The organism is Kitasatospora sp. NPDC059577, assembly GCF_042735475.1.
Taxonomy (GTDB): domain Bacteria; phylum Actinomycetota; class Actinomycetes; order Streptomycetales; family Streptomycetaceae; genus Kitasatospora.
Map to the genome: position 1 here is coordinate 64,940 of NZ_JBHWBZ010000003.1, position 25,078 is coordinate 90,017.

Genomic DNA, 25,078 nt, shown 5'->3' on the forward strand with positions numbered 1-25,078 from the left:
CCTATCGGACGTGCGAAGGTTGGATACGTTGCGCGCAGGGGAGATCTGGCGTTTCTTTTCTATGGGAGAAGAAGAACATCCAGGTGGGTACTTACATACCAAACGGAGTGCCAGGCCCAACGGGCCTCCTCAGCGGCTGGTTATTGCAACTGAGTAGATCTCCTGCGCCATCTTGGGTGTGCCGTCTCGTCCTTTGTATTCACGCTCGTGGAGGTACCCGACGACGTCGACCTCGCGTCCCTTGACCAACTCGCCAGCCTCGATGCGCTTTTGCAGCGCCGCTGCACGCTCGTTGAAGGCCAGAACATCACGCCAGGTGGTGGTGCCGTCCTCGTTATGGAGTGCCAGGGGGAACTTGGCGACCAGCTTGCCACCACGAGTCTCTCGGATGGTGGGGTTTCTCCCGAGCCGACCGGTGACCTTCACGCGCTCACGTTCATCCTCGCTCCCCTGCTCCGCAGGCGCGGGAGATTGCTTCGCCTGATCCGTCGCTCGAATGCGAGCAGCGCGGGCAAGTGGATCCTCCGCGGCCTGAGCGTCAGTCTCTGGCGACGGTGCGCCAGCGGGTGCCTGTCCAACCTGGTGGATCATGGGTCGTACATCGGGGTAGGCACCAGGCATCCGGTTGAGCTGCTTCGCAGACTTCTCTGGTGGCTTGGCCGAAGGGGTCACGACCTTTTTGGCCGGCTCCTGGTCGTCGTGTGCCTCCTCATCGGGCAGGCCTGCGACGGGCGCAGGTCCCGTGTCGACCTGGTAGCCCATGGTGATAGCGCCATCAGGGTGGAGGGCAAGGCTCGCGTGCTCGTGATCGGCGTCCTTCTGCAGGAAGACGACACCCTCTTCCTCGACTGTGGGCGGCAGGCCACCAAAGAGCTCGATGCGGGCTCCCTTGGTTGTGATACGTGAGACGCCGGTCTCGGGGAAAGTGTCCAGGCTAAGAAAGGTCTTCTCGCTCTCCACCTGGAAGTGCTGGCCCTTGCCAAAAGCGGGATCACTCACCGGGGTGGCGTCCGTATTGAGGGCTTTAGCGATGGCTGCCCCATCAAAGTTTGCTTGTCGCTCGTGTTCTGGCATATGAGAGCGGATTATACGAGCTGGGACAGCCGAAAGATGTAATCTAGCTTACAAACAAAGAGGCTCAAGCCAGTGGCAGGCGACGGAATGTTCCGCTTGGCTTGCAGATAAAGAGATGACGTGTTCCTCACGGTTGGGGCTTGGCGATAATCTCCCCTAGGCGTCCCAGGCAGAGAACGACGAAGATCGCGACCAAGGCAAACCCTGAGAACATCTGTGCGGAAACCAGCATCCGGCAGCCGTCGGTACTTGGCGAGATGTCGCCAAATCCCGTGGTTGTAAAGACGGTGAGCGTGAAATAGAGGCTAGATGCCCTATTCATCTGGATATTCATGCAAGTGCCCAGTGCTCCTCGCCCGAGTGCCAGATAGAGCGTTGCGAAGCCGAGTAGATAGAGAATTACAATGTGCCCAAGAAGGAAGTAGAGTCGGGCGACGTGGACAGCCAAACGCTGAATCTGAGGAGTTACTGCGAGCCATCGCCTGGAAACGCGAGCTGTGGAGAAAAGCGAGTAGGACAGCATCACCGCCGCGACGAGCAGCAGTTCAGATTTGCTGGCCCGTGGTTCTAGCCACCAATAAGCGGCAAAGGCCCCGCACATGGCGAGGGTTGGTCGCGTGATGTAAGCCGTCTTCCAGCCAGTAAGCGCGACCTCAGAGTCTTGTGACTTGTCTTCTTTTACCACATACCCTCCGTCGGTCGCTCTAGCAACCCTAGGGGGCGTGGGTGGATAAGGGCTGGCGACTCTCTGGCGTGGGCAGGTTCGTTAGGCTGCTGGGCGGGGCGCGGGCGCTGCCCAAGAATTCGACCCCTTGCCTGGCTCCCGCGCCTCAAACTGTGTGCGTGCCCTGTGAGGGCACCAAGATCCACTAAGCGGGCGCTTCGCGCCTTCCTGGGACAAGACCCACCCGGCGGGCCCTCGCTCGTCCTGGGGCGTCTGGTGACCTCTGGGGCCGGCCGTGGCGAGAGGCAACCGTGTCACACCTTTGTCACACACCCTCTGGGGCCGGCGGGAGTGCAGCGCTCTGACCTGGATGTTTGCCGGACCATATGGACTGGATGGACGCAAAACCCCTTGATTCGGCCGCTGGGGGTCAAGGGGTCGCAGGTTCAAATCCTGTCGTCCCGACATTGTGTCGGAAGGCCGTTGGCCGGGAGTAATCCCAGGTCAGCGGCCTTTTTGTTGATGGTCCGACAGGTGGTGGGCGGCTGCGATGCCGCCGCTTTGCGATCTTGCTGGGGACCGGCCGGGGATCACAGCCGTCGGCCGAGGGGCCACGGCAACCCGGCGCGGCGGCCCCACGTTCGCGCCTACGCGAGGTCGCCGGCCTGCCAGCCCGGGGGGACCTTGGGCAGTCCGATCAGGGCGTCGATGTTCAGGTGCTCGGCGAGCAGGGCTTTGAGGTTGCGGCCGTCGATGAGGCGGAGGCGGCCGTTGCGGTGGGCGAAGTCGTAGCTGTCCTTGCCGAACCACGAGGTGGTGACGACGATGCCGTAGCCGGCGTCCTTGTCGTGCATGACGCCGGACATGGCGCGGACGGTGTTCACCGGGACCACGTTCTTGGAGCGTTTGGCCTGAATGGCGAAGATCGTGGATCCGGTCGGGTCGGTCAGTGTCGCGACCGCGTCCACGCCGTCGTCGCGGGATCCCTGGGTGCGCCAGGTCTCGTAGCCCATGGCTTCGAAGAGTTCGCGCACCAGACGTTCGAAGTCGTAGGGGTTCATCTGGAGCAGATCAAGCCGGCTGTCCAGGGTGGCGACCACGGCGGTGTCGGTGGTGATGCGGTAGCGGGACAGGTCCGCCTCGACGATGGGTGTGACCGGTTCCAGGTCGTGGGGGTGCTTGGAGACGGTGGCGCCGAGCCGGTGGAGGCACTGTTGCGGGTCGAGCCTGGGCTCGTCCAGGACCAGTTCGGCGAAGTCCTTGCGCTCGGCGACGACGCTGACGACGCAGGCCCGGACGGTCTGGCCGGTGGCCCGGTCGGTGGTGTTGACGCGGCCGTTGAGGATGATGGTCTCCACGAACGCGGCCGGGGTGGCGGAGAACGCCTCGTCCAGCGCGCGAAGGGCCAGGCGGGCCACGAGCCGGGCGTAGGCCTCCTGGATCTCGGCCTGCTTGGCAGGTTGGCGGATGATCTCGGCCCGCTGTGCGACGTAGCGGTAGGAGGCCACCGTGGGGACGATCTCGTGGTTGGGCAGCTCAACGTCGATCAGGAGCTGTTGGGCCTCGGGGACGTAGACCGCCTGGGCCGCGGTCCGGCAGCCCGGGGGGACAGGGGAGCGCAGTAGCAGGTCTTCGATCCGCTCGGCGACGCCCTGAGGACCGTCGTGGGCGAAGGCCTCCTCGACGTGCGGGTGCCACGCCTCCAGGCCCTCGGGACGCATCAACAGGACTGATTCCAGTTCCTCGCGGCGCCGGTTGCACTCGGCAGTGCCTTCCTCGGCCTGGGCTTTGAGTCGGGCCGTCTCGGCTTGTCGGGCTTGCCGTTGGGCTTCCTTCTCGGCCTGGGCGTCCGCGCGCTTCTTCGCCTCCTCCTCCCGGCGACGAGCCGTCTGGCGCTTGGCCAACTCGGCTTCCACGCGGGCGGCTTCCTTGGCGCGGGCAGCCTCCTCGCGTTGGAGGTGCTTCTCGCCGGCGGCCAGGAGCCGGGCGTGTTCGACGGCGGGGTCCACCTTCCGCTTCCTGGGACGGGGTTGAGTCGCCGGGGCGGCAGCGCGGCCGGTCGCCTGTGGGGCCCCGCCCTGCGCCGCTGTGGCACGCGCCTGCTGCTTCAAGCGGTACGCCTCGGCGAGGATCTCCGCCACAGTCTTCCGGCGTGCCACCCGGTTCACCCCCTGGTCCACGGCAGCGCGGACCCGCGTAGGGTCCGCGCTGCCTGCGCGATATGCCAGCAGCACTACCCGGCTGGGGCCGCCGAGAATCCGCTGCGTCGGGCGGAATAGGGGATGAGCACCGGTGTGAGGGCACAACGTGCCGCTGCCGCTGGAGAGATGGAGCACTCACTGATGCGGAAGCGGGGAAGGGCTTCCGCCGGGGGCCTTGACCGGGCGGTTGCACAGGTCGCGTACGGCATCCAGCGGCGCGGCGATTCCAGACGCGTGGAGGCTGCCGTGGATGTTGCGCGTGGTCTGTTCGCGGAGCAGCAACCGAACCCACGGCGGCGCATCCTCTTCATCGTCTGCCACAAGCCACTTCTACAGCATGGTGGTTGACGACGACTGGCCGACCGTTGAGGGCGGTTGGCCAGTGGGGATCTCCAGCGGACGTCCGCTGATGCCGCTTACTGGACGAGACGCAGATGACGCACTGCTGCCTCTGCCGGTGCCGCCGCCGATGGGGTGTGCCGGTCGGCCGACGGGTGCCGGCTGAGGGTCTGGCCGGCCTTCTCGATGGAGCTCTTGTCCGGGTGGAGGTATCGCTGGGTGGTGGTGATGCGGCCGTGTCCGGCGATCTTCCGGAGGACGTCGATGGGGACTCCCACGTCGGCGAGCCAGGTGAGGCCGGTGTGCCGGAGGTCGTGCCAGCGCAGGTACTCGTAGCCGAGGCTGACGACGACTTCGTCCCAGTGGGTGGCGTCGCGGAGGATCGCGGTGGTGATGCGGCCGCCGCGCGGCCCTGTGAGGAGCCGGGCCATGGGGTCGTTGCCGACCACGGCCATGCGCCAGTTCACGAGGTCGCGGATCTCTTCGATGATGGGGACGGTACGGCGCCGCTTGCCTTTGGTGCCCTTGTCGATGAGGCCTCCGGGGCCGGTGGTGGTCTGGCGGCACAGGTCCCAGGTCCAGTCGAAGCGGTTGATGTCCTTGACGTGGACGCCGGAGACTTCGCCGATGCGGGCGGCGGTGCAGGCGGCGAAGCGGACGATGTCGCCCCAGCCGCGGTAGTGGTTGTGGCACCGCGCGACCAGGGTGTTGGCGAGTGCATCGAGGGCATCCCAGTCGGCGAGGGCGAGGGCGAGGGCGAGGGCGAGGGCGAGGGAGTGGGGGTCGTCGAGTTCGTCTTCGGCTTTCTTGTAGAGGCGTTGCCAGCCGCTCATGCGGGAGGGATTGAAGTCGATGAGGCCGTCGCGGACGGCTTGCTCCACGATGCGCACGAGTGGGGCGAGGCTGTTCTTGACGGAGGAAATGCTGAGTCCGTCGGCGATCCAGGAGTGCAGGGCCCGGGCGGTGATGCCGTTGGTGATGCTGGTGACGGGTATGTGGCCGAGGACCGGGGTGACGCGCGGCTTCCAGCCGGCGGTGTAGGGGTCGAGGGTGGTGGTCTCCAGGCCGCGCATCGCTAGGTCCCAGTTCTCGTCGCCGTAGTCGGTGAGGGTCATGGTGGGTTTTGGGGGTGATGCCGCGTGCCGCGGCCCGTTGCATGCTGGCGATCCAGGACTTGGCTTCCTCCTCCGTGGGGACGGAGGAGGAAGCGACTTGCGGCCGCCGCCGTTGGGGTCGGTCCAGCGCACGCGGGCGCGGCAGCGGAACTGCGGGCGGTGCTCGATGAGGTCGCACGGGTCGACCGACTCCCCAGCAAGCGTCGAACCGTGCGGAGACCGCGAACGGACCGGAGATTCCCGCCTCCGTCCGCGAGCGCGTACTGGCGGAGGTGTATCGCCAGGCCCACAAACTGGACTGGGACTTTCTGACGGCTTCGGAGAAATCCGGGCAGTATCGCCAGTGGGTGGACGACCCCGGCGTGGGCGGAGTTCTACTCCCCTTCGTGCCAGCGCAGAGCGCCCGCGTCTGGCTCAAAGATGTCCCCATGAAGGAATACCGTCGCTCCCAAGAGGGATTCGGCCAGTATGCCCGATACACGGTGATGCGCTTCCGAGGGCCGGAGGAGATCGTGCAATCGGCCTGCGGCGCCGGGTGGGACGTGGTTCCGGACTCCGTCGGCGAGAAGCCCATGCACTGCTACGCCACCGACGGGATCTCGACCCGGTACGTTTGCTGGGGGCCGACGGGTTCCTTCAAGGACCTCATGTGGGCGGCCATCAACAGCGCGGGTGATTCGAAGGAGCGGTCGGCCGTGGTCGTCACCACCCGCGACGGAGACAACGTGATGGCCACCGCTGACCGTCAGGAGCAGGAGCAGCTGGCCCAGCGTTCGGGGGTGGACCTGAAGTACCTTCACCGCAGCATGATCGAGAATCCTGACTACGCGGGACAAGAGGGCGGAACGGCGGCGTCTGGGAGGTCAGGACCGACTAGGGGCCCGGGGAGTTCCGGAAGCGGGGTGCGGGTCCTCCGTGCCAGCGGCGCGGCCGGAAGGCTCGCGCCCGAGTCGCGAACGGCTCTGAGGAAGGAACCGGCGCTCCTGGGTCGTCTGGCGCGGGTGCTCCTGGTCCCGTTCCCACCGTCGTTGCACATCGACCTGTGTGAGGCCGTTGGACTGGACCTGGACCTGGCCGAGACCCTGAGCGGCACAGGTCGGGCGGCACGACGCCAGCGGGACCGGCGAATGCGTGAACTCGTTCTGACTGCCTATGAGTTCAGGTGCTCATTCTATGGATACGACGGGATGCTGGGGGTGAGCACGGTCGGCCTGGAAGCGGCGCATGTGCGCTGGTGGCCGTGCGGCGGGTCGGATGAGGTCGACAACTGTCTGTGCCTGGGCTCCTTGCACCACAAGCTTTTCGACAAGGAAGTCCTGGGTCTTGGGGAGGGCGCCGCAGACCCGTCTCACAGCGCTTCGTCGGACGCAGAGAGGCAAGCCGGCAGCACGTGCTGGCGTTGGTGGGACGGCCGGTCATCGGCCCGCAGGCAGGGGCTCCACTGGTCGCAGGCCTGCACCGGCGGTGGCACGGCGAACAGGTCTTCCGAGGCGGACCCCGGGAGCCCGTCGGCCCGGCGCGATGAGTGCCGATCAGCCGCTGCGGCCGTGCGCCACCTCGATCTGATCCACCTGTTGGCCGGCCACCAGGTTCCTCAGTTTGGCGCGTGTCTCCGGGTCCGTCGAGTACACGACGGTGCCGATCATTCCGCGTGTCAGCAGCACCTTGTAGGTGTTGCGGATCAGGCGGTCGATGTCGGCGTCGGTGGTGGACTTGCGGAAGACGGGGTCCTTGGACGCGGTCCGGTCGGTGATCCACCGGTCGGTGCGCCAGACGAGGTCCGGTCCGAGGATGACGCCGCTCCAGTCATACTCGAAGCCCTGGGCCGTGTACACGCAGCCGACCTGGCCGAAGCCGGCCGGGTCGGTGGCCCACAGCGCGGCCGGCGGGGCGCCGGCGATCGAGCGGTCGCCGTACACGTTCCACGGGCGGGCCCAGTCGCCGATGTGCACGTCGAGGGGGAGCGGGTCTCCTGGGGCGACCTTGGTGGTCCACTTCCAGCAGTACCCGGCCGACATGCGGGCACCGTACCCCTCCGCGCGGCGGGCGTCGAGGAACGTCTCCAACTCCCGGGGGCTGTCGACCACCTCCAAGGCGACCTTGCCATCGGGCTCCCACCCGACGGGGCCGCCGGACTCCAGGCCCAGCAGGCGCACCACCCAGTGCAGGTAGGCGTCGCTGCCGCCGCAGCGGAACTGGCTGTCCAGCTCGACCACCCGGCAGTCCAGACCCTTCACTGCGGCGGCGGCCCGGATCTGGGCCACCGTGCCCATCTCGCCAGGCCGGACGACCTGGTGCTCGTCCAGCAGGAACACGGGCACCCGGGCGGCGTCGATCAACTCCTCGATCTGAGGTTTCCCCGTGCGCTGGGCGGCCCGGGTGTAGCGGTTCGCCGACGTCTCCCGGATCCGGTGGGCCTCGTCGCAGATCAGCACGTCCAACCCGTTGCGCTCGGCGGTCATGAAGCTGTTGAAGTACTTGAACAGCTCCTGCACCTGGCGCTTCCGTGCCCCGGCCATCCGGCGCATGGTGGTGGTGAACGAGCTGGAGCCGGTCGCGTGCAGGGCCGTGACGCCACGCCGGTACAGATCACCCAGGAGGGACAGCGCGATGACGCTCTTCCCGGTACCCGGGCCGCCCGTGATGACGACGACCTCCTTGTGGTCGGACTGCTGAGCCTGGCGGACCGCGCGCAGCACCAGCTCGTAGGCGACCCGCTGCTCGTCCAGCAGGACGAACTGCTCGCGCTCGCGGACCTCCTCGGCGGCCACCGCCATCAACTGCTTGGACGGGGCCACCTTGCCCGCGAGCAACTGGTCCGCCGCCTCCGCGCCGGAGACCGGCTTCAGCTTCGATCGGAGGTACTGGATGAACTCCCCGCGGCGCTCCGCGGTGAAGAGCCGGCCGCGCTCGTCCTGCGGCACCTCGTACAGGCCCTGGACACCGAACTCCGTCGCGTTGTGGAGGAAAGCCACACCGGACAGCCGCTCGGGATGAGCGGCGAGCGCGCCGTTGAAGGAGATCAGGTAGTCACAGTAGCCGCGGACCTGCTCGATCGGGTTCAGCACCGGCCGGGTGTAGGCGTCGACCCGGCAGAGCAGCGGCTCGCCATCCTCCGGCAGCGCGCTGCTCCACTGCTTGAGCTCGACCACCACGTACGACGGTTCGCCCGTGCTCGGGTGGACGCCGGCGAGTATGACGTCAGCCCGCTTGCTGTTCAGCGGAAGCGAGTACTCAAGGAGCACCTCCACCATGCCCAGCCCAGCGTCCAGGAGAGCATTGGTCAGAGCCGGGATGCTCAGCTCCCAGGAGCGCACCTCGGACGGGCTGGGCTTGTGGCCGTGCTTGTGGACGAACTGGTCGATGAGGCGGACGAACAGTGATCCGGCCAGGCTCTCGGCAGCGACCGCGGACGCGGAGTCGCGGAACAGCAAGACATGCTCCCAGGCAGCACGAAGTGACTCGTGCGGGTGGGGGCATGTCCCTGGAGGGAAGCCCGGCGGGCCGCGCTGATGACAGGGCCAAACCTACAACGGAGAGTCTGAGCTCGTGCCCGAACACCTCAGCCTCCACCAGCGTAGGGAGGACCGGGAATGGGCGACGGGGGCGGCTTGCGTGGCCGACGGAGCCCCGGAGCGGCCCCGTCTGGACCGGGCTACTCCGACGGCTTGGGCCACGAGAGTCGCGACGGAGCCGGGGAGGGTCTGGAGGCGGGGAGAACCGGGGGCCACGCGTCGTTCACCACCGTCTCTGAGGTGTCTTTCGGTGAACGAACAGCGCGGGCTGTCTACCGTCTGACGTGCAGCGATGCCTATGGCCGGGCGACTGGGGGTCAAGGGGTCGCAGGTTCAAATCCTGTCGTCCCGACAAGGGTTCATCCCATTGTCGCAGGTCAGAGGCCGTTTTCTCGTTCGCGAGGAAGCGGCCTTCGCCGTACGCCGGGAACCGCCTCTCACATTCGTTTCACGCGTTCTCACCACAAGCGGGGACCGGTGGGAGCGTGCTGCGGCTGTTCTGATCCTCGTCGCCTGGGCGCAGGACACCGGCGATCTGCTCACCGACCCGGACTCGGCGATCCGTGCCTGTGCCGCCCTCGTCCCGCTCCCCGCTGAGGACCCGCGCCCCACCGCCGTCCTTCTGGAGGCACTGTCGGACCCGCACACCGCCGACCACTGGTGCGACGCTGAACCCCTGCCCCAATTCGACGGCTGGTTCCGCTTCGCCCTCCTCCGGGCGTTGCTCGCCCGCACCACCACGCTGGAAGAAGTCCTCGACGCCGCACTGGCCTTGATGCCAATGGCCAACGACTTCACCGTCGAACGCGACTGTGGGCCGCTCCTGCTGCGTGCCTTCCCCGACGGCAACGCCGGCGAGGCGGCCCTCACCGACGCTCAGCGCCGATTCGTCAGCGCCATCGCGGCCAAGGACAACTGTTGGGGCAGCATCGGCAACAAGATCACATGGTTGCGCACAGCCGGACTGCCGACGGACCGAGCCTCTTTCCGTGTTCTTCTGGCAAACCCCGGCCGGGCCGCGGGCGTCTGACGAAGCGTGAAGAGCCCGGACCGTAGGGGCCCTGCCGGTCGCCGGAGGCGGGGGCCGAGTTCCCCGACCAGGCCGGCTGAGGGGTGGCAGGTGTGCGGCATGCGGCAGTGCCTCGGGCGCTCGTCCGATGCCCGGAGCGACTGGGTGCTCAGCTGGGAACGCCAGCCTGCGTTCGGCATCCTGCGCGATGTGGTCGGGAACATCGTCGAGTGCCCCGAACGCCTCCCACGGTCGCTGGTGGCCGGCTTCGGAGAGGCGCTCGATCAGTAGTTGTTCGAGATCAGTGACGTGCTTGCCCTTCCAGACCTTGTCGGCCAGGCTCACCAGCAGGTCGTCGGTGCTGACGCCGGGGGCGTTCCACGATGCGTGGCTGCGGGCGAAACGGGCGAGCTCCTCGGTGACTCCCCGGGCGATCAGCAGGTCGTGGCCGGCCCCCTCGTGTGCGGAGCCGGGCCAGGAAAGCTCCGCGGGGTGCAGGACCTTCCCGATGTCGTGGGTGGCGGCGCCGAAGAGGGCGAACGTGCCGGTTGAAGTCCAGCTGAGGGTGGTGCTGTTCGGCCCAGTCAGCCAGTCGGTGGGCGAGTCGTGGACGGCCGGAGACGGGCCGCGAGCCTGGGTGGGGCGTGCAACTCTCCGAGGAGGACGGTGACCTGGCGCGGGAGGGGTCGCAGTACGGGGTCGCCGGGCAGGGCGAGGGCTCGCTGCAGTGCGTTGGGGGTCATTCGGGACACGGCAGGTCTCAATTGTCGGAGCCTGCTGCAAGGGTGGATGGTCATGGACATCGACGGGTTCTGGAATGTGGTCGGGGTAGCGCGGGCCGAAAGCTGCGGCTCGCATGGTAAAGCGTTCGCCGAGGCATTGGTGGACCGGCTGGCGGGGCTCTCGCAGGAGGAGATCCTCGGCTATCAGGAGCGATTCGACGAGGTGCACGGGGCCGTGTACCGCTGGGACGTGTGGGCCGCTGCCTATCTCATCGGGGGAGGTTGCTCGGACGACAGTTTCATGGACTTCCGAGCCGGCCTGATCGCCCTCGGGCGGGACTGGTACGAGCTGGTAGCCGCTCGCCCGGATGATCTGGCGGACCACCCCGCAGTGATCGAGGCCGCGGCCCGGGGCTTCGACTACGTGATCTTTGACGAGGACGTGAACTACGCGGCCGGCCAGGCGTTCGAGCGCCTGACGGGTGACGCTGATGCCTTTCACGAGGCGTGGAAGCGCCACCGGGCGGGGCATGACCTGGGCATGGCGCTGGAGTTCGACATGGGTGAGGACTTCGACTTCGACGACGCTGACGAGATGCACCGTCGCCTTCCCCGTCTTGCTGCCCTCTGCCTGGGCGCAGCCGCCGCCTGAGACGAGTCAACGCCTCGAAGAGCGCCGCTACCCGGGATAGGGCTGCTGTCTTGGTGGTTCTGCCGACGTCCCTTGTGCGGCGGCTTGGCGGCGACCGTGCGGGTTGTCACCGGGGTCCGCTTGGATGGTCGGCATGACCGTCAACGATGTCGCCCGTTCCCTGCCCGATCCCGACGTCCTGCGGGACCACTGCCGGGCTTTGGCGATGCTGGATGCGATCCTCAGCCCCGATTGGTCCTCGCGTTACTACTCCTTCGACGCGCGGTGGTCGCCGACGGAGGAGATGGCCTCGATGCGCAACGGTTCGGGTGATGAGTACTCGATCGTCTTCGCACCGGCCGGTGTGTACATCCGGGGCTTTGACCACGAGTCGCCGATGAGCCCCTATGCCGGGGAGGGAGTGTGGCAGGGCGTGGTGGACTCTGTTCCCGAAGAGTTCCGGTCGTGCGTCGAGGAAGCCGCGTTCAGCGACGACGGCGTTCCGACGGTGACGGCCTGCCTGTGGCGTAGGACGACTGACGAGAGTTGGCAGACGGGAGAGATCGACTTCCCGGAGGGCCATGTCGATCCCGACGGGGCCGACTGGTTGTTCCGGCTCCTCGCCGACCGATCTCCGGAGGCGTACGCGAGCTTTGCCATCGACTACTACGAGATACCAGTCGACCTGGATACCGTCCGGCACATCTGTGCTCTGCGGCCACTCACCGATGACGTGGTCCGTGCCCTCAACGCCGAGCTGACCCCAGCGGACCTTGCCGAGGACATCGCCGAGATCGGCTACCCCGCAACGTAGGGAAATCGGCAGGAGGAATATTCCGCCGCGCAGTGGCGCGCGCCTGGATCTCTGCCGTCCCGCGCGACCGGGAGCATCGTTGTGGGGTGCGCGTCGTGGCAGGCGACTTCGCCTCACGACGACCCGGCCCCGCTCCGGCAGGCCCGACCACCGGGGCGCACTGCCGGCTCGCGGGGGCGGGCCGCCGGCCGTGGCCGAACGATGCGTCCCGCGGCGTGCTCACTGGCACGGCACGGGTGCCTCCGCGGGCGGCGGGGCGGCCGTGCTCTGCCCACGGCGAGGCTCGGAGCCTCGTTCTAAGCGTGCTCGTCCCAGTTGATGCGTTCCACGGCATGCGGCGGGAACGACACCCGAGATCCGTCCTTCTGAGTAACGTGCACCCATCCGTGCTCGTCGATGCGAATGATGCCCCCGACCGACTCGCCGAGCGCAACGCCGGGGCTGACGTATCCCGCCCCACGGGCCAGGTGCACTGTTCCGGGGTTCGCCTCAAGGCCTGCCATGACCTGATTGTCCGGCTTTGCAACCGGGTCCACCATCGGAGCCCTGTCATGCCCGCCCAAGGGCCCTGATGTCCACCTCCGCGCCCTGGTCGGCTCGGGGTCAACCATCCGTTGCGCCCGCCCTTGCCGCGGGTCGGCTTTTCCAGGGCGGACGAGGAACCGTCCCGGTGGCCCGACGAAACGGACGGGCCGCTGCGCGCGGTCGGACACGTCGGGTTGCTCGGTGCCGCCGCTGTCCTACACGTGGAACGGGACGGTCGTGACGACGACCTTCGGCAGGGGGCGCAGCGCTCTCCTCAGCCTGGCCGCGAGCCGGTTGTGCAGGAGGCGGTGGCGCCAGTGCCGGACGACGATCTCCGGGAGGATGACGGTCAGGGTGAGGTCCGGGCGCTGGTGGTGCAGCGACTCGATGTAGTTCACCAGCGGTGCGACGATCGCGCGATAGGGGGAGAGGACGATCTTCAACGGCAGGTGGTCGCCCCACAGGTTCCAGTACTCGCGGAAGCGTTGGGCCTCGTCCGCGCTGGGGCTGATGTGGAGCGCGAGGACGGGCTGCTGGAGCGAGGCGGCGTAGGCCAGCGCTCGCATGCCGGCCAGGTTCAGTGAGGCGATCGGCACGATCGACAGGGGGTGGATCTCCTCGGGAGTCTCCTCGCTCTCCGCATCGGCCGTGGTCCCGGGCGGCGCCCCGGGGGCGGTGCCCGGTGTCCGTGCGGTGGCTCGTGTTGCGCCGTCCCCCGAACTCGGCGGTGTGATGGTGCGGCTGGGGACTTCGACGGCATGGGGATGCAGGGCGATCGCCGCGCCGACCGTGTCGTAGTGGTGCCGGATCCGTGTCGTCACCAGGATGAACAGTCCCACCGTGAGCACGGCGAACCAGGCGCCCTCGGTGAACTTCGTGATGCCGGCGGTGACGAAGACGATCGCAGAGAGCAGGGCGCCGGTGGCGTTGAAGGCCAGGCTCTTGCGCCAGTGGCGGTCGCGCAGGCGCCACCAGTGCACGACCATGCCGGCCTGCGACAGTGTGAAGGCGAGGAAGACACCGACGGCATAGAGCGGGATCAGGGGGCCGGTTTTGCCGCCGAACGCCGTGTAGATCGCCGCCGCCGCGACGGAGAGCAGGATGATCCCGTTGCTGAAGGCCAGGCGGTCGCCCAGCCTCAGGAAGATCCTCGGTGCCTGGTGGTCGCGCGCCAGCAGGTACAGGACGCGGGGGAAGTCGTTGTAGGCGGTGTTGGCGGCGAGGAGCAGGACCGCGGCGGTGGCGGCCTGGGTGAAGACGTAGAGGAAACCCGAGCCGAAGGTGCGATGGGCGAGCTGTGACAGCACCGTCTCGTTCGCACGGGGCACGACGCCGTCGAGGTGGACGAGTGCGATCGTGCCCGCGAACAGTGTGACGAGCAGGCCGATCATCCAGGTCAGTGTCGTGCGGGCGTTGCGCCACTCGGTCGGCTGGAAGGCGGGCACCGCGTTGGAGATCGCCTCGATGCCCGTCATCGCCGTCGAGCCGGAGGCGAAGGCACGCAGGACCAGGAGCAGGCTGATGCCCTCGGTCGCGGTCGGTTGTGGTGTCGCCGTCGGGTGGAAACCGTGGCCGGCCGCATCGGACAGACCCACGGCGACGAGTACGAGGACCGCGAGGACGAAGGCGTACGTCGGTGCGGCGAACAGCGCACCCGCCTGCCGCACACCGCGCAGGTTGCCGGCGAGCAGCACGGCGATCACGACGACGCCGATCGGCACGATGTCGGGTTCGAGCGAGGGGACCGCGGACGTGACCGCCGCCATCCCGGAGGCGATCGAGACCGCGACCGTGAGGATGTAGTCGGTCACCAGACCGGCAGCGGCCGTCAGCCCGGGAAGGCGGCCCAGGTTGGCGGTGGCGACGATGTACGAACCACCGCCGTGCGGATAGGCGCGGATCGTCTGACGGTACGACACCCCGACCGCGAGCATCAGGAACACGATCGTCACGGCGATCGGCACCGAGTACCGCAACCCGGCGGCACCAGCGAGGACGAGGACGGCCAGCATCGCCTCGGGCCCGTACGCGACCGAGGAGAGCGCGTCGGCGGAGAGCACCGGCAACGCCACCAGCTTGCGCATCCGCTCGTGCGCGATCGCGGTGCTCCTCAGCGGCGCCCCGAGCACCACGTGTCGGACCCTGGAACCGACCCGGCCGAGCCGAGAAGTCCGCGTGTCCTCGCTGGTCGCCTCGACCGCCGGCGGTCGTCCGCCAACCGCGGCGACCCGTACGAAACGGCCGAGGCGGACCGGCAGGATCTCCGAAGGAGCGGGATAACGACCGAGATCCGGATCCACCGGCAGCGCACGCCGCCATGCCCGCGGATCCCCGGCGACCCGACCCCACTCGAGCCCCACCCGGCGCAACACCCCGAGCTGCTCCGCGTCGAGCGCCGACAGCAGGGCGTCGGGGCTCGACGCGCCGCCCCCCTGCGCGCCGTCCTTGCCACCCCTACTCGTATCCGACACGGCACACAGTGTTACGCATGGCGTCCCCCGTCGGATCAAGGCGCACGCCGGGCTGCCTCGTGCTCGGAGCGGAGGGTCGTGCGTCCCTCGCCCTGTCCGGACACGGGTGCCGGCCGGCCTGGTGCCTTCGTGCAGGGCAGTTCGCCGGTACCCGGTCCAGGGCGGTCCAGGACAGGTAGGTCCGGGCGAGGTCCGGGCCGGGTCCAGGACCGGCGGCCCCGACTCGGCGCGTCGCAGGCACCTGCTGCGAAGCGGTTCCCCGTACTGATCGGCAGACTTCCGGCGGGTCTCAGCGGTTGGAGGAGCGGCCGCCGCGCCGGAGCCGGACGGCGGAAATGACCATGGCGATGATCAGTACGGCGATGCCGATGAACAGCAGATAGATCAGGCCGTGGGTGGCCACGCCGACGATGCCGAGCACGATCGCCAGGATGATCAGGAACAGCACCAGTGCCATCTTCGGTCTCCTTCGGTTTGCGAGGGTCCTATCGGCGGGTCAGGCGGCGTTCACCGCCCGCGCCCGGCGCGTAGTCCGGCTCGTAGTGGGCGAAGATCGCCGCCTCGTCCTCGGCCGGCAGTACGCCGTCGGTGCCGATCGCCGGCGCCTTCTTGACCCGGCTCCTGGGCCGGGCGACCTGCAGACAGCTCGGGCCGACCCGGGCATCGACCTGCGGGACGCGTTCGTCCGTACGCTCTCCAGGCCCGCTCCTGGCCGCGGGCGATCAGGGTCCGGGTCCGGGAGGGACGGCACACGATCGGCGAGCCCCAGGCCGAGACCGAGTGGTCACGCGAGTAGCCGGACCGGCCGCGGGCGGCGGGGGCCGGCCAGGGTCGGGGCCGGCGATCGTCGGTGGTGTGTCCTTCGGTGAACGGCGTCGTCCGCCTGCCCGCGGGTCTGCGGTCGGCGTGCCCGCGGCCGTCAGGCGGTCGGTGCCGGTGCGCGTGTCGGCCGGGAAGTAGGCCGCTGTCACCAGTCACTCGGCGGCGGAGGCCTCGCCTGCCTTGGGCTCGTTTGCGGACGGCCTCGAGCTGCCGCCAGGGCACGGCAGTAGGCCGCAGACCGTGGACGATGCACTCTTCCACCGTACTCCGGCCGCAGCCCCGGTTTTCGGGGTGAGCAGGGGCGGTCGGCGGGTTGCTGTTGGTCGACCTTCGTCTCGAACTCCGCCACGGGCACCCCGGTTTGCCCGCAGCGGTCCTCTCCGTCGGCCGGCTTCCTCGCCTGGCCTCCACGTGGATCGGCGTGCGACTCACCGACACTTCCCTGTCCCGGCACGACACCGGCCCTCACCCTCTTGCGGCACCTCGGCCAGGATGGATCCTGCGACTGTGAGGTGAGGCGCAGGAAATCTCTCGGGTGGATTTGCTGCTCAAACGTCACGCGAGGGAATTTTCACATATCAACTCATGTGCACGGCGGGCTCGAATTCCCGTATTGAGGAGTATCCTGGAAATTACCGGGAGAAGTTACCGGTAGGACGATCGCGAGGAGGCGAATATGCGGATCACTGAGGCAGGATTCCTGGCTCTGCGACTCGTGGTCGAAACAATGTCCGCCTCTTCGGCGGGCGAGATCACAGGGTGAATCGGGGTCAGGGGGGGCGTGGATTCAGATCCTGTTGCCCCGGTCGGCGTTATGTTCATGCAGACCGGAAGGCCGTTCCCCGCAGCGATGCGGGGAACGGCCTTTTTGCGGGGCGGGGCCGTGCGCCATGGTTCGGCGGAGGGTGGGTTGTGCCGGCGTCCAGCGGTGGTGAAGTAAGCGGCGCAGGTGGTGGAGACTGCTCCGCAGGCTGTCGAGGACCGGTCGGGTCGGGTCGGCGATGGTCGGGTCGTCGGCATCCGCTCACAACGGAGCCGCGGCGGGACAACTCACAGCGGCTCGCGCACCTCTCACGAGGCTCTCACGGATTGAGTGCCACGAGGCGGCATCGGGCGTTGTACGGAGCGGACGAGATGGGCCCTGAATTGCGCCCCGGTTGCTCCGGCGATTCCGGAGCGTTTTGGGATGCGATCACCGAAGGTTGGTCCAGGGCGGGCAGCGTCGATCGGTTCGGCCCGGCCTTGCGCGGTCGCCTCCTCCGGCCCTCGGCGATGTCCGGTGCGCGAACGGGCCCACCCGCTGGTTCAGCGGGCTGCCGTGGCGTCGGGGTGTGGCTGCAAGCAGGCCTCGGCGATGGGGAAGTGACGGAGGGCCTCGAAGCCTTCGGGAAGGTCGAGGTGGCCTTCGGCCATGCCTCCGGGGCGGTCGGCGACGAGGCGGCGTGCGTGGGCGAGGTAGCCCGCCAGGGACTTCTCGCCGTGGCGGGCCGGTCTGTCGGCGCGGTTCCGGTCGGGGCCGTCCAGGGTGTGGAAGCGGAAGTCGGCCAGGCTCAGCGGGGCTTCCGCCGGGCCGCCCTCGTGGCGCCAGAGGCCGGCGTCCGGAGTGAAGCGGTAGTCGGCGAGCAGGCGATGACCGTCCGTGGCTATGAAGTCGACCGCGTCGACGATGAAGTCCCGGACGGTGTCGGACATGAAGTACGGAAAGCTGACTCGCGTCCAGCCGGGCTTGATGCCTTCGTGGCCTTGTGTGACGATCTCGTCGCGCAGTGCCGCCGAATGGTCGTCGTCGATCCCCAGCAGACGGTGCCCGTACGGGCCGGCGCAGGAGCAGCCGCCGCGGGCCTGGATGCCGAACAGATCGTTGAGGAGCGCGACCACGAAGTTGTGGTGGAGGTAGCGGTCGCCGTGTCGGATCAGGAACGAGACGATCGGCAGGCGCGGCACGTGGGTGGCACCGAGGATGACGATGTTCGGGTTGTTCTGCCAGCGGGCCAGGACCGCGTTCCAGGATCGCTCCTCCCTGGCGTGGATCAGCTCGGTGCCGACCATCTCCTTGACCCCGAAGGCGAGGCCGGCGCGGATCGACTCGACGATGGCCGGCGTGCCGCCTTCTTCCCGGGCGACCACGTCGTCGAGGTAGTACTGATGCCGGGGATCCACGAAGGCCACGGTGCCGCCGCCCGGCATGGTGGGTACCCGATTGCGGACCAGGCTCCGCCGGACGATGAGCACTCCCGGGGACTGCGGGCCTCCGACGAACTTGTGGGGTGACAGGAAGACGGCGTCCTTGTGATCGATGCGGCCCGGTGCCGACTCGGTGACACGGATCGGCACGTATGGCCCCGCCGTCGCGAAGTCCCAGAAGGACAGGGCTCCGTGAGCGTGCAACAGGGAGGCGATGCGGTCGGTGTCGGTGAGGATGCCGGTCACGTTGGAGGCTGCCGAGAAGCTGCCGATGCGTAGTGGCCGGTCCGCGTAGCGGCCGAGTTGGGTACACAGATCGTCCTCGTCGATCCGGCCGTTCGAATCCATCGTGATGACCACGACATCGGCGATCGATTCCCGCCAGGGCAGTTCGTTCGAGTGATGTTCGTAGGGGCCGACGAAGACGACCGGCCGCTGCTCCGCTGCCATGGCGTGCGCCTGGCTGTGCTGTTCGGCCGGCCCGACCGGGCTCTGCAGCTCCAGAAGGCCGACGAGTTTGTTCACCGCGGCCGTGGTCCCCGAACCGCAGAAGAGCACGACGTGGTCGTCGGCGCCGCCGACCGCGCGGTGGATGAGCTCGCGGGCCTCCTCGCGCAGGCTGGATGTCTGCAGACCGGTGGCGGAGCTCTCCGTGTGGGTGTTGGCGTACCGGGGGAGGACTGCCGCACGGAGCCAGTCCTCGATGAAGTCCAGCGAACGCCCGGAGGCCGTGTAGTCGGCGTAGGTGATGCGCCGCGGCCCGTAGGGGCCCGGCAGCACGTCGCCGTCACCGATGAGGCCGCGCCGGATCCGGGTCAGGCGCGCCATGGCAGCGCCCGACGGTGCCTCTGCGTCGGACCGGTCGGCAGCCGTGCGTCCGGTCGTCTTGCTCCCGCCCGAGGCGTCCTGATGCATGCCCGGCTTGTTCCGGCGGGACCGGCCGATCAGCCCGAACGGTTTCCTGAGGGCCGTGATGACAGTGCTCTTTTCCACGCGAAGCCTTACGACGGTGTTCGGCCGTAGGTTCAACGTGATGCCGGTCACGGGCGCCGCGCACGGCGTGTTTCCCCGCGCTCGTCAGGCCTCCTGACCGACACGGCTCTGCCGGGCGGCCTCGGCGGCGATCTCGACCCGCGACCGGAAGGAGAGCTTGGCGAGGATGTGGGAGACGTGCGTCTGGACCGTCCGGGTCGAGAGCATCAACTCGGCGGCGATCTCCGGATTGGAGCCGCCGTCGGCGATCCCCCGGGCGACGCGCAGCTCCGTCGGTGTCAGGCTCTGCCAGCCGGAGGCGGCCCGCGGCCGGGGGCCGCGCGCGCCGAGGCGCAGCCCGGCCGCGCGCAGCCGGGCCTGTGCGTGCCGGAGCCCCCAGGTGGCGCCGAGTCCGGTGTAGACGGCCGCGGCCTCGTCCAGTCGGCGCCTGGCGTCCGCCGCACGCCCCTGCCGGGCCAGCAGCTCGGCCGCGTCCTCCAGGGCGTTCGCCCGTCGCAGCGGACGGGAGGACGCCGCGTAGTAGTCGGCGGCGGCCAGCAGCGGCGCCGGATCGGCATCGAGCAGTCCGGCGGCGTGTTCGGCGGTGTGCTCCCAGTAGGCGACGCGAGGCGCTCGGGACGAAACCGTGCCGGTGGCCGCGGCCGCGGCGGTCTCCGCGGTCGCTCGGTCACCGACCGCCAACGCCAGCCGGACGACGGCCGGCAGCCAGGCGAACCGGTCCTCCGGTTCCGTCGCGATCTGCCGGTCGAGGACGGGCAGCAGGGCCGTCAGTGCCTGGTCCGGCCGTCCGGCACGTTCCGCGGCGATCGAACGCGCCATCGCGAGCCACTGTGCTGCGCCTGGGTCGGCGGGAGTGTGCAACGGGTGGTTCCGCAGGAGCCGCAGCCGTGCTTCGGACGCGGACGTGTCGTCCCGGAGGCCGGCCACCAACGCGGCCAGGCCGTGTACGTGGACGGCGGCGGGCGGGAGTTCCTCCCCGGCGAGGTGCTCGGACGCGGCCAGATGCTCGATCTCGGCGAGTGCCTCGTCCCACTGTCCGGTGCGGAAGAGCTGGGCGGCGATCGCGACCGCCGAGTGCTGACCGTGCGACCGGGGGGTTTCGCCGAGGCGGCGAAGTTCGGTGATCTCCGTCTCGGCCTCGGGGATCCGGTCCCGGAGGCCGGCGATCACGAGTCGTTGGGTCCGGAGCAGCCGTTCGACCCGGGGATGCGCGCCGTCCACGGACAGGGCCAGGCCACGCTCGCTCAGGTCCACGGCGCCGTCGAGGTCGCCGTCCCGGGCCCGGGCGATCACCGTCCGCATCCAGGTGGCGTAGGCGACGGCGAAGGCTTCCCCCGAGCGGCCACCCGCGGCCGCCGCGCCGACCGCCGCCCCGGCGGCCTCGTCGAGCCGGTCCGACCGGAACAAGTAGAAGGAGCCCTCGGCCTGCAGCCGTGCCCTGGAGCGCTCGCTGATGCCGTCGATCCCGGTGGCGGAGGCCACCAGCTCCGCGGCCTCCCGGGCTCCGGCGCCGGTCGGCGACCGGGCGTACAGCGCCTCGCCGAGCAGCCAGGAGGCCTCGGCCGCGGCCTCGGGTCCGACGGAGGGTGCGGCCAGGAGCCGGCGCGCGATCACCTCGGCCTCGTGGGGTCGGCCCAGTGCGTTGAGTGCCTCGGCCGTGCACAGCCGCAGGCCGGTCCGGTCGGCTTCCCGACCGGCCCCGGCGTCGGCTCGGGTCAGGATCTCCAGGGCGGTGGCCGGCGAGCGGGTGACCAGCTCGCGGGCGTGGCGTGCCACCCATCCGTGCAGCCAGGGGTCCGTGGCCGCGGAGGTGGCCTGGGCCACGTGGCCGGCCACCTGGTCGAGTGGTGCACCGGTCAGGTCGAGCGCCTCCGCCACCTGGCGGTGCAGCGCCCCGCGCAGAGCCGTCGGGGTGCTCGTCACGAGCGCCTGCCGGACCAGCTGGTGACGGAACCTGAGCCGCTCTCCGACCGGGTCCAGCACCGCCCCGGCGAGGGCTTCCTCAAGCACCGGAACGAGGGAGACGAGCGGACGGCGCGACACCGCGGCGAGATCGGCCGGCCGGAACTCGGCGCCCAGTACGGCGGCGATCCGCAGGACCGCGCGCAGCTCGGCGGACAGCCGCTGGATCCGGTCGGTGATCGCCGTCCCGAGCGAGAGGTCGCCGTGGTCGGGTGCGACCTCGAACCCGTGCGGCCCCCTCGTCAAAGCGCCCTGGCGGTGCAGCAGGGCCAGCATCTCGGTGAGGTGGAGCGGATTGCCACCGGCCCCGCCGAGTGCTTCCAGCAGGGCCGGCCCCACCGGGCCGCCCAGTCGACGGACCGCGAGGGCCGCTACTTCGTCCGGGACCAGCGGCTCCAGATCCACGACGAGACCGCCGCAGTGTCGTAGTGCCCTCGCCGCGGCGGCCTCGGCTTCCCCTCCGGAGCCGGGCGTGACGGCTGCCGCCACCATGAGCGGAAACCGTTCGGCATGGTGGGCCAGGCGCGTCCAGAGCGCCGCCGAGGTCTCGTCCGCCCACTGGAGATCGTCCACCACGACGAGGACCGGGCTCGTCGCGCACTGCCGTTCCACCACCTGGAACAGCCGCCCGGCCGCAGCCGACACCGGATCCGTCATGCCGGCGGCCGTGCGCCGTGCCGGGGCCGCCACCGCGGCCCGGTACTCCGCCCGCAGTTGCCCGGAGTACGGCCGGTCCCGTTCCAGGAGGTCCAGGAACGTCCCCAACGGGAAGTACCGCTCCGACTCGTTCGCTGCGCCCCGGAGCACGGCGAAGCCCGATTCCGTGGCGCGGTCGGCGCAGGCTCCCAGCAGGGTGGACTTTCCGCTCCCGGCTTCACCGCGGATCAGGACGGCGCGGCCCCGGCCGGCTGCGGCTCCGGACAGTACCTCGTCGAGCTGCGACGACTCGGTCCTCCGGCCGATCGGCACCGCTCCCGCCCGGGTGGTTCTCATGCGCGGGATTATCGCATCGGTGATCGTCGACGCCGCACCGGCGAGATGTCGGCCGGTCCCGAGCCTCCGTTCCCGGAGTCCGGGTGTCCGCCGGCGGTCTGGGATACTTTGTCCGGCACCGGGATGGCCCGGCGAGCGCCGGCCCGAGGCGCTGAGCAGCTGTGACGGCCGGGCGACGGGGAAAGTGAAGCTGGATGGCAGTGACGGTTCAGGGCCGTGAAGCCGAGCGGACGCGCCTTGAGCTCATGGTTCGACAACTGGCGGCGGGCACGGGCCAGGCGATGGTGTTCCGTGGTGAGCCGGGCATCGGGAAGTCGGCCGTGCTCGACCTCGCCGAGGCCCTGTGCCGGTCCGCCGGGATCACGGTCCTGCGCGGTGAGGCCGGTGAGATCGACCGGTCGGTGCCGTTCGCCGTGCTGAGCGAGTGCCTCGACGTGGGTGCCGCGGAACACCCCGGGGTCGCCCGGATCCGCAGCTTGCTCCGGGGCGACGAGCGGGTCGGTGCACCGGCGGGGGCCGTCGGCCAGGAGTTCCTGATCGCCGAGGCCATCCTCTCGACGCTGGACGACTGGTGCTCGGCCGAGCCGCTGGCCCTGCTGCTGGACGACCTGCACTGGGCGGACCTGGCCAGCGTGGCCGTCGTCCGTCGCCTGGCACGCGCGTTGGACCAGCTGCCCCTCCTCGTACTGGTCACGTGCCGTCCCGCACCGGACGGTGCCGCCATCACCGGACTGCTGCGCGACTTGGAGGAGTCCGGCGTCCCGACGACCGATCTCGCTCCCCTTGCCGACGCCGGGGTCGCCGCCCTGGTCGCGGACCTCGCCGGCGGCCTTCCGGGTGACCGGCTGCGGTCCCTGGTCGCGGGCGCGGCCGGCAATCCGCTCTACGTGACGGAGCTGGTCAGGGACCTGTCGGGCACGGGCCGCATCGAGCTCCGGGGGTCGACGGCCGAGATCAGCGCGCAGACACCCCTGGTACCGGATTCGCTGAGTGCCACGGTCCTCCACCGGCTGGAAACCCTGAGCGCGCCGACCCGCGAGATGCTCCGCGTGGTGGCACTGCTCGGCCGCGCCTTCAGTGCGGCCGAGATGACCGCCGTCCTCCGGCTCCCGGCCACCGACCTGGTGGAGCCGGTGGTGGAGGCGCTCGCGGCGGGAGTGCTGGAGGAGCGTGGGAGCGGGCTGGCGTTCCGGCACGACCTGATCCGACGGGCCGTGGTGCAGAGCCACTCCCAGGCGGTCCGGACGGCTCTGCACGAACAGATCGGGGTCTGCCTGGCCGAGGCGGGCGCGCCCGTCGAGCGGGTCGCGGAGCACGTGCTGGAGGCCGGGCCGATGGGCCGAAGGGACGTGGCGTGGCTGCGCGCGTCGCTGGATCCGCTCCTGGTCCGGGCACCGGCGCTCGCGGTCGAGCTGTTGCGCCGTGCCACCGCCACCGCGGGCGACGACGTCCGGGACCTGGACGTCGAACTCGCCCGGGCACTGCTCTGGGCCGGTCTGCCGGCCGAGGCCGAACACGCCGCCCGAGCCGCACTCGTACGGTCCCTCCCGATCGATCGTGCGGGTACCGTGCGCGGGTGGCTCGCGCAGGCCCTCATGGAGCAGGGGCGGCTGGACGACACGGTGGCGGAGGTCCGTTCGGCGCTCGCCCTGGAGGGCCTCCCGCAGAACCAGGTGGCCCGGTTCCACGCCGTTCAGGCGCAGGCGCTCCACTTCATGAGCCGCATGGAGGAGTCGGAGGCCGCCGCGCTCCTGGCGGTGCGGAACGGGCAGGAGAGCGGCGACGGCTTCGCGACGGCGTACGGTCTCACGACCCAGGCCGCGGTCCTGGTGGTCACCAGACGGGTCGAGGAGGCCCTCGTTCTCACCACTGAGGCCCTCGACAATCTCGGGGCGACGGGGATCTCCTCCGACTTCCAGCTCTCCCCGCACCTGGCCCGGGCCTACTGCCTGGCCGACCTGGACCGCCTGACGGAGGCCCACGAGCACCTGCGCACGGGCGCGCGCGAGAGCGAGCGGGCCGGAGTGGCGCTGCTGACCGGGTACCAGTCCGCCATCGCCAAGGTCGAGTTCCTGCGCGGAAACTGGGACGACGCCCTGGTCGCCGTCCAGAGCGGCCTGGACTCCATCGACCCCCTGGGCATCGGCCCCGATCTGCACGCGGTCGCGGCGCTGATCGAGGTGCGCCGAGACCAGCGGTCCGACCACACCGACGCGGTCGTCAACGCGGCCGAAGTCCGGCCCGTGCGCTCCCACACGGAGTTCCTGCACTGGTGGGCCCGGGCCCTGGTGCTGGACGCCGAAGGCGACTGCGCGCGAGCCTTCGACCTCCTCGAGTCCTACCTGTGGGCCTCAGGAGGACTGCGCACGGTGGTGAACCTCGACCACCTCTTCCCGGACGCCGCCCGGATGGCCTTCTGCCTGGGCCGCTCGGACCGCCTGGCCGCGATCGCCGCGTATGCCCAGGAGATGGCCGACTTCCAGCCGTCCCCGAACAGGCGCGGCACCGCCGCGCTCTGTCGGGGGCTGGCCGACGCGGACGGCTCGTTGCTCGCTGAATCCGCCACGGCGTACGAGGCGGCGGGGCGCCCGCTGTTCGCGGCGTTCGCCCGCGAGAACGAAGCGGTGCTGTCGGCCCGCGCCGGCCTGTCGGACCGGGCCGCCGCCGCCTCGGCCGAAGCCGTCGACGGCTACCTCGCACTCGGCGCCTCGTGGGACGCCCGCCGCACCCGGCAGCGCCTGCGGGAGGAAGGGATCACCGTCAGGAACCGGCGGACGGCTGCCAGGAGCGAGACGGGCTGGGAGGCCCTGAGCGCGACCGAGCGCACCGTGCTGACCATGATCGCGGAGGGCTGTTCCAACCCGCAGATCTCCGAGCGCCTGTACATGTCCCGCCGGACGGTGCAGGTGCACGTGTCACGCATCATGGCGAAGCTCGGCGAGTCCTCGCGGGTGGGGCTCGCGGTGGCGGCGACGTTGCGACAGCCTCGCTGAGCAGCGGGCCGGGCGCCGGTCCGTCCCCGTCGGGGGACGGATCGGCGTTGC

15 protein-coding genes and 1 pseudogene are annotated in these 25,078 nt (G+C 69.7%); 6 read left to right on the plus strand and 10 right to left on the minus strand.

Going from position 1 to position 25,078, the window contains the following annotated elements:
* Nucleotides 1-129: 129 nt before the first annotated feature.
* The 4 genes from ACFV0O_RS04310 to xerC all read right to left on the minus strand — a co-directional run bounded on the left by ACFV0O_RS04310 (nucleotide 130) and on the right by xerC (nucleotide 5,393).
* Nucleotides 130-1,074 carry a single-stranded DNA-binding protein gene (locus tag ACFV0O_RS04310; protein ID WP_380336153.1) on the minus strand — a complete coding sequence of 315 codons (945 nt, stop codon included), beginning with the start codon at nucleotides 1,072-1,074 and terminating at the stop codon, nucleotides 130-132.
* 127 nt (nucleotides 1,075-1,201) lie between these two features.
* The gene (locus tag ACFV0O_RS04315) at nucleotides 1,202-1,759 is read right to left on the minus strand and encodes a potassium channel family protein (RefSeq protein ID WP_380336156.1); all 558 of its coding nucleotides are present in this window, start codon (nucleotides 1,757-1,759) and stop codon (nucleotides 1,202-1,204) included.
* Between the two features lie 626 nt (nucleotides 1,760-2,385).
* Nucleotides 2,386-3,747, minus strand: a complete 1,362-nt coding sequence (locus tag ACFV0O_RS04320) for a restriction endonuclease (RefSeq protein ID WP_380336159.1) — start codon at nucleotides 3,745-3,747, stop codon at nucleotides 2,386-2,388.
* 608 nt (nucleotides 3,748-4,355) lie between these two features.
* Nucleotides 4,356-5,393, minus strand: a complete 1,038-nt coding sequence (gene xerC, locus ACFV0O_RS04325; RefSeq protein WP_380336162.1) for a tyrosine recombinase XerC — start codon at nucleotides 5,391-5,393, stop codon at nucleotides 4,356-4,358.
* Nucleotides 5,394-6,243: 850 nt separating this feature from the next.
* On the opposite strand from xerC, the pseudogene ACFV0O_RS04330 reads away from it, so the two are divergent.
* Nucleotides 6,244-6,918: pseudogene (locus ACFV0O_RS04330) on the plus strand (phosphorothioated DNA-binding restriction endonuclease); the annotation flags it as partial.
* 7 nt (nucleotides 6,919-6,925) lie between these two features.
* Here the strand turns inward: ACFV0O_RS04330 and ACFV0O_RS04335 are convergent.
* Entirely contained in the window at nucleotides 6,926-8,827 is a 1,902-nt protein-coding gene (locus ACFV0O_RS04335; protein WP_380336164.1) for a DNA/RNA helicase domain-containing protein, read from the minus strand.
* Between the two features lie 448 nt (nucleotides 8,828-9,275).
* Here ACFV0O_RS04335 and ACFV0O_RS04340 point away from each other — a divergent pair, with 448 nt between their 5' ends.
* The 4 genes from ACFV0O_RS04340 (at nucleotide 9,276) to ACFV0O_RS04355 (ending at nucleotide 12,084) form a co-directional block, all read left to right on the plus strand.
* Nucleotides 9,276-9,938, plus strand: a complete 663-nt coding sequence (locus tag ACFV0O_RS04340) for a hypothetical protein (RefSeq protein ID WP_380336167.1) — start codon at nucleotides 9,276-9,278, stop codon at nucleotides 9,936-9,938.
* 144 nt (nucleotides 9,939-10,082) lie between these two features.
* A complete protein-coding gene (locus ACFV0O_RS04345) occupies nucleotides 10,083-10,208 on the plus strand; it encodes a hypothetical protein (RefSeq protein WP_380336170.1) in 126 nt (41 codons plus the stop codon).
* Between the two features lie 504 nt (nucleotides 10,209-10,712).
* Nucleotides 10,713-11,291 (plus strand): DUF4240 domain-containing protein, encoded by a 579-nt coding sequence (locus ACFV0O_RS04350; RefSeq protein WP_380336173.1) that lies wholly within the window; start codon nucleotides 10,713-10,715, stop codon nucleotides 11,289-11,291.
* 133 nt (nucleotides 11,292-11,424) lie between these two features.
* The gene (locus tag ACFV0O_RS04355) at nucleotides 11,425-12,084 is read left to right on the plus strand and encodes a hypothetical protein (protein ID WP_380336176.1); all 660 of its coding nucleotides are present in this window, start codon (nucleotides 11,425-11,427) and stop codon (nucleotides 12,082-12,084) included.
* A gap of 296 nt (nucleotides 12,085-12,380) precedes the next feature.
* Here the strand turns inward: ACFV0O_RS04355 and ACFV0O_RS04360 are convergent, their stop codons facing one another.
* The 5 genes from ACFV0O_RS04360 to ACFV0O_RS04380 form a co-directional block, all read right to left on the minus strand.
* Entirely contained in the window at nucleotides 12,381-12,587 is a 207-nt protein-coding gene (locus ACFV0O_RS04360) for a hypothetical protein (protein WP_380336179.1), read from the minus strand.
* Between the two features lie 237 nt (nucleotides 12,588-12,824).
* Entirely contained in the window at nucleotides 12,825-14,693 is a 1,869-nt protein-coding gene (locus ACFV0O_RS04365; protein WP_380336671.1) for an APC family permease, read from the minus strand.
* A 676-nt stretch (nucleotides 14,694-15,369) separates the two neighbouring features.
* Complete coding sequence (locus tag ACFV0O_RS04370; protein WP_380336182.1) at nucleotides 15,370-15,537, minus strand: hypothetical protein; 168 nt, start codon at nucleotides 15,535-15,537, stop codon at nucleotides 15,370-15,372.
* Nucleotides 15,538-17,207: 1,670 nt separating this feature from the next.
* A complete protein-coding gene (locus tag ACFV0O_RS04375; RefSeq protein WP_380336184.1) occupies nucleotides 17,208-19,130 on the minus strand; it encodes an aminotransferase class V-fold PLP-dependent enzyme in 1,923 nt (640 codons plus the stop codon).
* 33 nt (nucleotides 19,131-19,163) lie between these two features.
* Nucleotides 19,164-22,034: an ATP-binding protein gene (locus ACFV0O_RS04380; protein WP_380336187.1), complete on the minus strand. Its 2,871-nt coding sequence runs from the start codon at nucleotides 22,032-22,034 to the stop codon at nucleotides 19,164-19,166.
* Nucleotides 22,035-22,228: 194 nt separating this feature from the next.
* On the opposite strand from ACFV0O_RS04380, the gene ACFV0O_RS04385 reads away from it, so the two are divergent.
* Nucleotides 22,229-25,027: an AAA family ATPase gene (locus ACFV0O_RS04385; RefSeq protein WP_380336190.1), complete on the plus strand. Its 2,799-nt coding sequence runs from the start codon at nucleotides 22,229-22,231 to the stop codon at nucleotides 25,025-25,027.
* The last annotated feature ends 51 nt before the right edge of the window (nucleotides 25,028-25,078 follow it).

Coding starts and splice junctions, on each gene's coding strand:
- ACFV0O_RS04310 (WP_380336153.1), bottom strand. CDS start 1,074: ATGCCAGAACACGAGCGACAAGCAAACTTTGATGGGGCAGCCATCGCT.
- xerC (WP_380336162.1), bottom strand. CDS start 5,393: ATGACCCTCACCGACTACGGCGACGAGAACTGGGACCTAGCGATGCGC.
- ACFV0O_RS04350 (WP_380336173.1), top strand. CDS start 10,713: ATGGACATCGACGGGTTCTGGAATGTGGTCGGGGTAGCGCGGGCCGAA.
- ACFV0O_RS04355 (WP_380336176.1), top strand. CDS start 11,425: ATGACCGTCAACGATGTCGCCCGTTCCCTGCCCGATCCCGACGTCCTG.
- ACFV0O_RS04360 (WP_380336179.1), bottom strand. CDS start 12,587: ATGGCAGGCCTTGAGGCGAACCCCGGAACAGTGCACCTGGCCCGTGGG.
- ACFV0O_RS04365 (WP_380336671.1), bottom strand. CDS start 14,693: ATGCGCAAGCTGGTGGCGTTGCCGGTGCTCTCCGCCGACGCGCTCTCC.
- ACFV0O_RS04370 (WP_380336182.1), bottom strand. CDS start 15,537: ATGGCACTGGTGCTGTTCCTGATCATCCTGGCGATCGTGCTCGGCATC.
- ACFV0O_RS04380 (WP_380336187.1), bottom strand. CDS start 22,034: ATGAGAACCACCCGGGCGGGAGCGGTGCCGATCGGCCGGAGGACCGAG.
- ACFV0O_RS04385 (WP_380336190.1), top strand. CDS start 22,229: ATGGCAGTGACGGTTCAGGGCCGTGAAGCCGAGCGGACGCGCCTTGAG.